Below are 10000 nucleotides of genomic sequence, written 5' to 3' on the forward strand. Positions count from 1 at the left end.
TCTTAAGCGTTCTAAAAGCATTCGTAATCAAAAATTCAAAAGGTACCACAGTCACATAAAAAAACAACTTGCCCTATACTAATAAAGCAAGTTGTTTTTCCTTTTTCGTTGATGCGTTACCTCTATCTCAACAACTATTTAAGGGGCGACTAAGTAGGCTTGTAGTTCTTCGGCTGTAATGGAGGCAGGCACTTGGAGGTAAAAATCCGTTTTCTTGAACCATGTTATTTGCTTACGGGCATAGATGCGTGTGTTGCGTGCTATTTGATGTATGGCTTCGTCCAATGAGCAGCGTCCTCCAATATAGTTAAATAGCTCTTTATACCCGATGGTATTAAGGGCATTCAAATGACGATACGGATAGAGAGCCTCTGCCTCTGCCAACCAGCCCGCCTCTAACATTTGGACTACTCGGCGGTTAATGCGCTCGTAAAGCTCCTCACGGGGGCGTGTGAGCTCAAAACAGATTATATCAAAGGGGCGCTCCTTAATCTGATGGGTGTGAAACGAAGAGAAAGGTTGCCCCGAAGAGAGGAAAACCTCCAAACCATGGATAACGCGCTTATAATTTTTCTTGTCTACCCTATCGTAGTAGTCTGGATCTGCCACTTTCAACTCTTCCAATAGAGGTTCTAAACCTTCGTCCGCCCAACGCTGGTAAAGGGTTTGACGGACATCTTCTGCAACATCGGGCACATTGTCAATTCCTTTTACAATGGCATCTATGTAAAGCATAGAACCGCCTACCAAAAGCACGTAGGGATGCTGTTCTAAAAGACTTTCGATAAGGGGGATAACTTCGGCTTCGTAACGTGCAGCACTATAATGTTCAGAGATAGAGGCTATCCCCACCATATAGTGTGGTACTCGCTTCTGCTCCTCCTCGGTAGGGGCAGCCGTACCAATCGGTAGCTCTCGATACAATTGGCGAGAATCTGCCGAAATAATCGGAGCATCGAGTACCTCTGCCAAAGAGAGTGAAAGCTCGGTTTTTCCTATCCCCGTAGGGCCTACGAGGACAAGCAGTGTACCTTTTTTTGCCATACTACTCCATCTTAATTAAAACTCTGTGTACAAAAAAGAAGTCCTTTCTCACTATCCCTTCAAAAGAATAAGTAAGAAAAAACTTCTTTGATTTTAATAGTTCGGAAGAGATAAAGAGCAATTAATAGCCAAAGTCTTCATCTCCTTCAAAAGAAGGGTATTCGATATCTTCGTCGAAGTTTTCATCCTCGAGAAAAGCATCTTCGTTCATCTCAAAAGGAGTGCTTTCTTCCAGCAAGAAGGATTCGATCTCTTCGTTGGTCAATTGAGGAGAGGGAGCCTCACCCTTTTTCCGTATTAATAGAGCCTCCTTAATAGCAGTATTGTTTGTCTCCACCATTTTTACATAGAGGCAACGCTCCAATAGAGTATCGAAAACGTATAGTAGGTCTCTCTCTTCATCTTCAAAGGCAGAGGCTACTGTTATTTGACGTTCACGAGCCTCCTCTAAAGTAATCTCCTCCTGTACATTGAAACAAGCATCAGAGTAGATAAAAGAAGTAAAGAGGTCTTGAGGATACTCCAGCAATTTGAGGATAGAATAGTGCAAATCTTCCAATGTAGCTTGGGCGTCTATATCAAATACACACTCAAAATCTTCCTTTTCGGGAGAGAGCAAAATGAGACGATAGGTCATAGTACTACGGATTGAGAGATGGTTAATAACGGCGGATACCGATGAGGTTCATAAACTCTTCGCGTGTAGAAGCTTCTTCAAAGGCTCCCGTAAAATCGCTCGTTGTAGTTAGCGAGTTTTGCTTCTCTACCCCTCGCATCTGCATACACATATGTTGCGCTTCAATAACTACAATAGTACCCAACGGATTAAGAGTTTGCTGGATGCAATCTTTAATTTGAGTGGTAAGTCTCTCTTGCACTTGCAATCTTCGAGCAAACACATCTACCACTCTGGGTATTTTACTTAGCCCTGTAATGTATTTATTGGAATATAACCAATGTGAGCCTTGCCGAAGAAAGGCAACATATGGTGCTCACAGAGAGAGAAAAAGTCGATATCCTTGACAATAACCATCTGCCGATACTCCTCACGAAACATGGCAGAGCGAAGGATTTCTTCGGGATCTTCTCTATAGCCTTTGGTAAGGAAGCGGAGCGATTTGGTTACTCGTTCGGGAGTTTTTACAAGTCCTTCTCGAGCAGGATCTTCTCCCAATAATTCTATTATGCGACGATTTAAGTCTATCATCTCTCTCATTTCTTCTGGAGAGAGCTGAGGGTCAAAGGTAGATTGCTTATTCATTTAGTATAAAGCACGTATTTTATCTCGAACAATATATAACTCCCCCGCTATTTGGGGTAGTAAACGTTTCATCTCGTGTAGCGAAGTCTGCGCCTCCTCGTATGTACGAAAGTCTCCCACTACTAAGCGCCAAAAAGGAGCTTTATAACTGACATAACAGGTTATATCAGGAAAAGTTTTATTTACCGTTTGAGCTCGGCGATAAGCTCCTGTTTGGACGAAGTTAGGTTGCCATTGAACACCTGAATACGGAAGCCCTGAACAATCGTTGCCGAAAGTTCCCCTTCGTCTACGAAAGCTCTCCTCTGAGAGGGACGAGCTACTTGTTTTTTGATGATATCGGGTTGATGGACAATAACCGTACCTAAGCCATTTTTTGAGAGTGAGAGTACCTCAAAAATATCATTCGAAGCACTTATGGGACGGTCTATAGTTTGCTGGGCATAAAGAGGATGCCAACCCAGCATCGCCAAGCAAAGCGTTAAACTCAAGTATAAGAGACGGCAAGTCATAAAACAATGGTGATAAAACGATTACTAAGGGTCTCTTCTCCTGTAATAGTGGAGTGTATAGTTACTCTGCAAAAGCTTCTATAATGGGAAGGAATTTCGCTACTTCCAAAGATGCACCTCCAATTAATCCTCCATCGACATCGGGATTTGCAAAGAGTTCTTTAGCATTAGAAGCATTGCAACTACCACCATAAAGAATAGAACAATTATCGGCGACCTCAGTGCCATACTTATTGGCAATAGTTTGGCGGATATGAGCATGCATAGCTTGTGCTTGCTGAGGAGTTGCCGTGCGTCCAGTACCAATAGCCCATACAGGTTCATAGGCGATGATAATACGTCCGAACTCTTCAGCAGAGAGAGAAAGTACAGATTGTTTCAACTGCTCCTCAACTATTTCGAAATGGCGCTCTTTATCTCTATCTTCCAATTGCTCTCCCACACAGAAGATAGGGGTCAAACCATGCGCCATGGCCATTTTTACTTTTTTAGCCAAAAGAGCTCCATCTTCATGGTAGTAAGCCCTGCGTTCAGAGTGTCCCAAAATTACGTGACTAACACCAGCCGAAGCCAACATTGCCGCCGAAACTTCTCCCGTATAAGCTCCACTCTCCTGATCGGCACAGTTCTGAGCTCCAAGAGCCACAGTTCCCTTATTCAATACCGATGCTACAGAAGCCAAGTGTAGATAAGAAGGAGCTACGATAACTTTACAAAAGAGTTTCTTCCCCTCCAAAGCCTCTTGTAGTTCTTTACATAGGGCGACTCCCTCTGCGAGAGTCTTGTTCATTTTCCAGTTTCCAGCAACAATTTTTGTTCTCATAGTAATGTTTATTTCTCTTCTAATTTAGTTTCCCGTTCAGTAGAACATTGTATCGCACTCTTTCTATTGGTAAACAAGATCAACGATATAATGGTATAGATAAACCAAACAACCAAGGGAAGAAGGCGCAATAGATAAGGCTCTTTGCGCAATCCTTGGGCGTAAATGCTATCTACTTGATCTCTTAGAGATTCTTCTCCCTGTTTGAGGTCTCTTGCATTCAGCTTGGCAGCGATGACCCCATCTTTAATAAAGAGAACAGAGGGAATAGCCCTTGCAATAGTTTTGATTGTTGTAGCATCCAAGAAAATCAAAGGGTACTCTGTATTGGTACTATTACGCCATCTACCCTCTTCAGATTTTGTAGAGCTAGATATACCATACAGTAATATGCCTTGGTTCTGTGCCACCGAATAAAGAGTATTCAAAGAGGGGGCAAAAGACTTGTTAACCTCTTCCCAATTAGGAGTTAGAATCCAAATCATCAACCCCGGAGTTTCAAGTATCTCCTTGGTTACATCAGATGTAGCTACAAAGAGAGAAAAGTCCGTAATAGGGGGCGTATAGCCCTTGGAAACCAACTTTTCGTATCGCTCTACATAAGTCCACGTTTCATCAGGGAGATTGTTCATGTCGAACGTTTTTCTCTCTCCATTTCGCTCATATACAAACTCATAGGTATATTGATCACTTGGAGCCCCTTCTGGAGTCAAAATCAATTCTGGGAGAGAACTCCCGACCTTATAAGGACGAAAATCCAACATAGGCAAATGCCTATAGTTCATATAAGCGAAGAAAAGGAATCCTCCAATGGAAACGAAAAATGGTATAGAGGCTTGGGGGCAAGAAAAGGCAGAATTTGCTTTTCTCCTATTTATCAGAAAGATATAAGAAAGAATAATCAGAAAGACATTCTTGTAGAAAGACTCCCAATTGGTTAGCTTAACAGCTTCTCCAAAGCAACCACAATCGGAGATGGCGTTATACAAGGCCAAATAAAGAGTCAATGAAGTCATAAAGAGCATCGTGACGAATGTGAACCAAGCTGTCATCTTTCGCCAAAAGCCCATTAGTAACAGAGCTCCTAAAGAGAACTCAAAAGTTGCCATGGCAATAGCCAAAATCATAGATAGGAAGCTATCCACGGGCAACTGAAAAGTGTGAAGATACTCAGCCATTTTCAACCCTGCACCTACAGGGTCCACAGCTTTTATTCCACCAGAAAAAATAAAAACAGCGGAAAGAATAAAGCGAGAGGCCTCTACTAATATTCCACGAAAAGATGGTTTCATTCTGAGAGTCTTATGAGTGCGAAGATAGCATAATTTACCATATCCATATAATTAGCCTCTACACCTTCAGATACGATAGTTGCTCCTCTCTGACTTTCTATGTTCTTGGTACGTAAAACTTTCGTGAGAATTAAGTCCGTAAAAGAAGAAATTCTCATGCCTCGCCAAACCTCGTCATAATCATGATTTTTATCCATCATTAATCGGAAAGTCTTTTCGGCTATGGCATCATAGTGCGCTAAAGCCTGCTCGGCGGATATATCTACAATGTCAGAAAAGCCTAAAGCTAACTGTATTTGACCTATTATTGCGTAGTTAACGATACCAACAAATTCGGGCTGTATCCCCTCTTGTACACGAGCAGCACCTTTTGTCTCTAAGTTGCGAATACGCATTGCCTTGATATATATCTGATCTGTAAGAGACTCTGGACGTAAAATGCGCCATGCAGCACCATAATCGGACAGTTTCATCTCAAAGAGGGAACGACACTGGGTTATTACCTCTTTATATTGCATGGTAGTTAAATCCTTATCGTATTCCATAGCATTCTTAGGAGTTATTTGATTTGCCTATAAATCTTACTTGTTTGCCAAAACCTCTTTAGGTAAAAGAGCCAATTCAAGCACCTCACTAACATCTTTCACATAATGAAAAGTGAGACCTTTCCTGTAGAGTTCATTTATCTCCTCAACATCTTTCTTATTTTCTTCTGAAAGGATAATCTCTTTAATCCCCGACCGCTTGGCAGCTAATATTTTTTCTTTAATTCCTCCTACAGGTAGCACACGCCCTCTAAGCGTAATCTCTCCCGTCATAGCGATGCCCAGCTTTACCTTTCTTTTGGTAAAAGCAGAAACAAAAGAGGTAAGCATCGTAATACCAGCCGAAGGTCCATCCTTAGGGATAGCTCCTTCTGGAACGTGCAAATGCAAGTCTTGTTCAGCTAATTGCTCGGGTTCTATCCCTAAGTCTTGAGCATGAGCTTTTATGTAGTTTAGGGCTATGGTCGCAGACTCTTTCATAACATCGCCCAGGTTACCGGTCAGCGTAAGTCGGCAATCTTTCCCTTTATGTAGGCTAGATTCAATAAAGAGTATTTCGCCCCCTACACTGGTCCAAGCGAGACCTGTTACGACTCCGTAGTAGTCATTACCCTGATAGAGGTCTCGGGTATAAGTGGGTACTCCTAAGAAGTCCTTTAAGTCAGAAGGCTTAAGAGTTTGAGAATAAGTAGAGCTATTCTCTATGCGACGAGCAAACTTTCGCATTATACGAGCAATCTGCTTTTCTAAGCCACGCACTCCACTCTCTCGGGTATAAGACTCAATGATAATCTCCATTACAGCCTTAGGTATTTTTAGAGTATAATCTTTTTGGTCTATACCATGCTCTTTCGATTGTTTGGGTACTAAGTGTTTGCGAGCAATTTCTAACTTCTCTTCCGTGATATATCCACTCACAGGGATAAGTTCCATACGATCTAGCAGAGGTCGAGAGATTGTACTTAATGAATTGGCTGTGGCAATAAACATCACGTTGCTCAAGTCATAGTCTATGTCTATATAATTGTCATGGAAACTTTTGTTCTGCTCGGGGTCTAAGACCTCTAATAGGGCAGCAGAGGGGTCTCCTTTGTGACTTGCATCTATCTTGTCAATCTCATCAAGAACAATTACAGGATTAGATGTTCCTGCCTTTTTGATAGCTTGAATAATACGCCCAGGCATAGCCCCTATATAGGTGCGTCTGTGACTCTTATTTCAGCCTCGTCGTGCAAACCTCCCAAGGAGATGCGTATGTATTTGCGTCCTAAGCTATCAGCAATGCTTTTTCCCAAAGAAGTTTTTCCTACTCCTGGAGACCCCCACAAACAGAGTATAGGGGATTTCATATCTTGTCGGAGACGTATAACAGCCATGTGCTCCAGGATACGCTCTTTTACTTTATCAAGTCCAAAGTGATCCTTATCTAAAACCTTTTCGGCATGAGAAAGACTGAAGTTATCCTTAGAGTAGACACCCCATGGCAATTCGAGTAAAGTTTCTAAATATTGGAATTGTACAGCAAAGTCTGGGCTATGAGGGTTCAGATTATCTAAACGTCTAAGCTCTTTATTGAACGTTTCTGCTACCGATTGAGGCCATAGCTTTGCAAGTGCCTTTTCTCGTAGTTCATCACTGGGTAGCTCCATTCCTCCACCTCCAAGCTCCTCTTGCATTACTCGTATTTGTTGTTGCAGGAAGTATTCTTTTTGTTGCTTATCCATATCCTCACGAGCCTGCGAACGTATCTCATCTCGCATTGTAATTAGCTCTTGCTCTTGATATAGATAGCTCAATACCTCGGTAACTCTTTCCGATAATGTGTTAATCTCCAAAAGTTTTTGTTGTAAAGGAGTTTTTAGGGCACAGCAAACCGCAGCAAAATTGGTTACATAAGTAGTATCTTCACAACCCTTGATAGAGGAAAAAACCTCATTCGGTACACGATCGTAACGTCTGGATAGATTCTTTACGAGAAGCTCTTTGACCTCTGCAATTTTTAGAGCCAATTCTGCAGAAATTCCTTTCTCTTTGCGTCGTGTCTCTTTCTTTTCTTCTCGTGGTACAATTGTAACTTCTGGATAGATTCCATCCATTGTCGTCTTGGAGATAGCAACACGCAACACGCCTATAACGAGAGCGGAAGACAAATCTTCCTCTACAGAAATAACCCTTGCCACTTGACAAAGTACAGCTACACGACCTTCTAAGTACTGTGTCAATTCAAAGCCCTCTAAATGAGAGGGGGTGTAAACTGCTACAAAATAAGCACCATCGTCCTGTACCCTTTTAAGCAAAGCTTTCTCCTCAGAAGTGGTAAAATCCATAGGAAGAGCAACCTTCGGAAAGGTAACTCGGTCTCTTAGAAGCAACAATGGCAATCTTTGCTCCAGAGCATCAGGGATATTTGTATTTTCCACATACTCATCGACTATAACCGAGGGGAGTGGAAAAGGTACTGTTATATTAGCCGAAAGGTCAAAGTAATTAGACCACAGGTTATTTTTATTGTCACTCATTTTATGTTTCATCTCCTGTTTATTGAAAGAGCACTTATTTCTGAATATCGATAAAAAGCACTCCAACTTTTTATTCTATTTCCTCCTATTTACAAACACTTACAACTCAAAAATGGTTCAGGATAATAGAACGTTTGTGTAGTATAATAAAAAGCAAAGACCTACCTGCATAATAACAAGTAGGTTAATTCTGTGCAAAGTTACTATTTGTACACGAAAGATATGCCACCCTACTCTATTCGTAGACTTCTCTTATTTACAAGTAACGGACTCGAGTGAGAGTTGTGTAATATTCAGTAAATCAAAGTTTCAAAGTCTCCTTGCCTCGACAAATCAATATTCGACTTCTTGCTCTCGGTTGGATAGTTCCTTTACTTCGATTGATAGATTGATAGAAGACGACTCTGAAAGAGGAGAAAAATTATCTTTTAGATTAGGAAACATGTTGCTACCCAGCCAGGAGAGTTTTTTCACCCTGATTGTATACTGATTATTTCGCACCAAACCATAACGACCAAAAGAATCATTTTTAGGAGCTTTACTATCATCAAAATGCCTCAATGGCCATGCATAGAAATTCAAAGATTTCCAATAAAAGTCAATCCCTTCTAACGAAAAAGGTTGATCCATTTTAGTGAGCAATTCATTTTCTTTTATTTTCCGAACAGCTATTGCAAACTCTTCTGGCATTCCCTCGGGGAGAGGAGGATTGGTATTTGCTCTTACCCCTGCAACATAATTCACAAAATCCTCTTCGGTTAAATATTTTCCCTCAAAAGCAATCCAACCTTTTCCTTGATTAACTTTCAACTCGGAAGGATATATTGGATAAGCAACAATAATATGAGGAATAAATGCTGTAAGGTAATGTTGTGGGTCGATAGTTGTCTCTTTACAGTACAATGAAGACTTCTTTAGATCCTGTTCGACAGAAGGGTCTGCCTCTATTGAATACTTCAAAAAATTATTAGCTGTAGAGTAAAAAGAACGATATTTCTCTATTAATTCGTGGTACTTCTCTTTTCCTGTTTCCTTTGCAATCAATTCATATCCAGGGGAGTAGGCATATTCTTCTTCATGCTGTTGGGGAGCTGATTTATCCGATTGCGAAAGTTTTATTTTACGTAGCCAATAAATTTCCTTGGAAAGACCTGTTATCAAATATCTTGGATGAACCCCTTCTTGCATCTTTAGAGAACTGTTCTCTATTTGTGGAAGAGAGGCATTCAATAAAACTCGGGCAGCAATTGATTCTAATATTAGACGTACAGGACGACTCTTTTTTTGTTCTGTTTCGTTTTTAAAATAATTGCTTTCATTTATGGGAACAAGCCCTTCTGCATTAGTCATCATAATAGCCCCTTTAAGCTCCTCAGAAGAGGGTTCTCTACTCATTCTTCTAGTTAATATGGGGAACTCTTTGTGAAGAAAGACTTCTGCTTTGCATCCTTTTCGTATAAGTTGCTTTACCTCTTTGGAGGCATTCGCAATACAAAGGAGGTAATACTCCTCTTTTTGAGGTAATTTCACACAAATACCTTCGCTTGTATTGATGAACTCATTTATCTCTCTTATCTCTACCAATTGACTATCAGAAGAATTCCCATCGAAGAAAAGCATAGAAAGCGATTCAATGCTCCGCATAGGGTCGTCCATACTTTTCTCTCGCATGGTTTGTTGAAGAATAGGGATCTCTACTTGGATGTATACTTCTTCCGAAGAACTAGGTAAAAACTGGGATTCTTTTTTCTTACAGCTCCCCAGAAACGAAATAAATAGTAGAATCGATATAAACCGATAAGCCAAAGATAAATTCATATACTCGTACTTGATTTAGTTTTTAATGTGTGGCAAAATTACAGAGAAAATAGAGCAAGGCAAAATTTAAGCTTTGGAGTATCTCTTGTAGATTGCGGTATCAAGTGCGAAGTTGTTACATAGTCGTCCCCTAAAAAGCCCTAATAAGCGAGATGCCATGGATGGATGACTTCCCGCTTATTAGGG

General features: G+C 40.9%; 8 protein-coding genes and 2 pseudogenes. All 10 read right to left on the bottom strand.

Features of this window, described 5'->3' with window-relative positions; translation table 11 throughout:
• Nucleotides 1-138 precede the first annotated feature (138 nt).
• Nucleotides 139-1044, bottom strand: coding sequence for a tRNA (adenosine(37)-N6)-dimethylallyltransferase MiaA (miaA, locus tag JCM15907_RS02055; protein ID WP_025842524.1), 906 nt, complete (start codon nucleotides 1042-1044; stop codon nucleotides 139-141).
• A 121-nt stretch (nucleotides 1045-1165) separates the two neighbouring features.
• On the bottom strand, nucleotides 1166-1681 hold the full coding sequence (locus JCM15907_RS02060) for a hypothetical protein (RefSeq protein ID WP_025842525.1): 516 nt from the start codon (nucleotides 1679-1681) through the stop codon (nucleotides 1166-1168).
• Between the two features lie 22 nt (nucleotides 1682-1703).
• A pseudogene (gene folE, locus JCM15907_RS10190) lies at nucleotides 1704-2260 on the bottom strand (GTP cyclohydrolase I FolE).
• Nucleotides 2261-2305: 45 nt separating this feature from the next.
• On the bottom strand, nucleotides 2306-2470 hold the full coding sequence (locus JCM15907_RS13915) for a hypothetical protein (RefSeq protein ID WP_148297428.1): 165 nt from the start codon (nucleotides 2468-2470) through the stop codon (nucleotides 2306-2308).
• Between the two features lie 17 nt (nucleotides 2471-2487).
• Nucleotides 2488-2817, bottom strand: coding sequence for a hypothetical protein (locus JCM15907_RS11980; RefSeq protein ID WP_051522323.1), 330 nt, complete (start codon nucleotides 2815-2817; stop codon nucleotides 2488-2490).
• Nucleotides 2818-2878: 61 nt separating this feature from the next.
• Nucleotides 2879-3640, bottom strand: a complete 762-nt coding sequence (gene tpiA / locus JCM15907_RS02075) for a triose-phosphate isomerase (RefSeq protein WP_025842526.1) — start codon at nucleotides 3638-3640, stop codon at nucleotides 2879-2881.
• 8 nt (nucleotides 3641-3648) lie between these two features.
• Nucleotides 3649-4932 carry a BT_3928 family protein gene (locus JCM15907_RS02080; protein ID WP_025842527.1) on the bottom strand — a complete coding sequence of 428 codons (1284 nt, stop codon included), beginning with the start codon at nucleotides 4930-4932 and terminating at the stop codon, nucleotides 3649-3651.
• Entirely contained in the window at nucleotides 4929-5477 is a 549-nt protein-coding gene (locus JCM15907_RS02085) for a DUF1599 domain-containing protein (protein WP_025842528.1), read from the bottom strand. The genes JCM15907_RS02080 and JCM15907_RS02085 overlap by 4 nt, the downstream gene beginning before the upstream one ends.
• Before the next feature lie 36 nt (nucleotides 5478-5513).
• Nucleotides 5514-7996: pseudogene (lon, locus tag JCM15907_RS14020) on the bottom strand (endopeptidase La).
• A gap of 333 nt (nucleotides 7997-8329) precedes the next feature.
• Nucleotides 8330-9652 carry an Mfa1 fimbrilin C-terminal domain-containing protein gene (locus tag JCM15907_RS02095; protein ID WP_159099892.1) on the bottom strand — a complete coding sequence of 441 codons (1323 nt, stop codon included), beginning with the start codon at nucleotides 9650-9652 and terminating at the stop codon, nucleotides 8330-8332.
• Nucleotides 9653-10000 lie beyond the last annotated feature (348 nt).

Origin of the sequence: Porphyromonas gingivicanis JCM 15907 (genome assembly GCF_000614585.1) — a bacterium.
Taxonomy (GTDB): domain Bacteria; phylum Bacteroidota; class Bacteroidia; order Bacteroidales; family Porphyromonadaceae; genus Porphyromonas; species Porphyromonas gingivicanis.

Coding starts and splice junctions, on each gene's coding strand:
- JCM15907_RS02060 (WP_025842525.1), bottom strand. CDS start 1,681: ATGACCTATCGTCTCATTTTGCTCTCTCCCGAAAAGGAAGATTTTGAG.
- JCM15907_RS02080 (WP_025842527.1), bottom strand. CDS start 4,932: ATGAAACCATCTTTTCGTGGAATATTAGTAGAGGCCTCTCGCTTTATT.
- JCM15907_RS11980 (WP_051522323.1), bottom strand. CDS start 2,817: ATGACTTGCCGTCTCTTATACTTGAGTTTAACGCTTTGCTTGGCGATG.
- miaA (WP_025842524.1), bottom strand. CDS start 1,044: ATGGCAAAAAAAGGTACACTGCTTGTCCTCGTAGGCCCTACGGGGATA.
- JCM15907_RS02095 (WP_159099892.1), bottom strand. CDS start 9,652: ATGGACGACCCTATGCGGAGCATTGAATCGCTTTCTATGCTTTTCTTC.
- JCM15907_RS02085 (WP_025842528.1), bottom strand. CDS start 5,477: ATGGAATACGATAAGGATTTAACTACCATGCAATATAAAGAGGTAATA.
- tpiA (WP_025842526.1), bottom strand. CDS start 3,640: ATGAGAACAAAAATTGTTGCTGGAAACTGGAAAATGAACAAGACTCTC.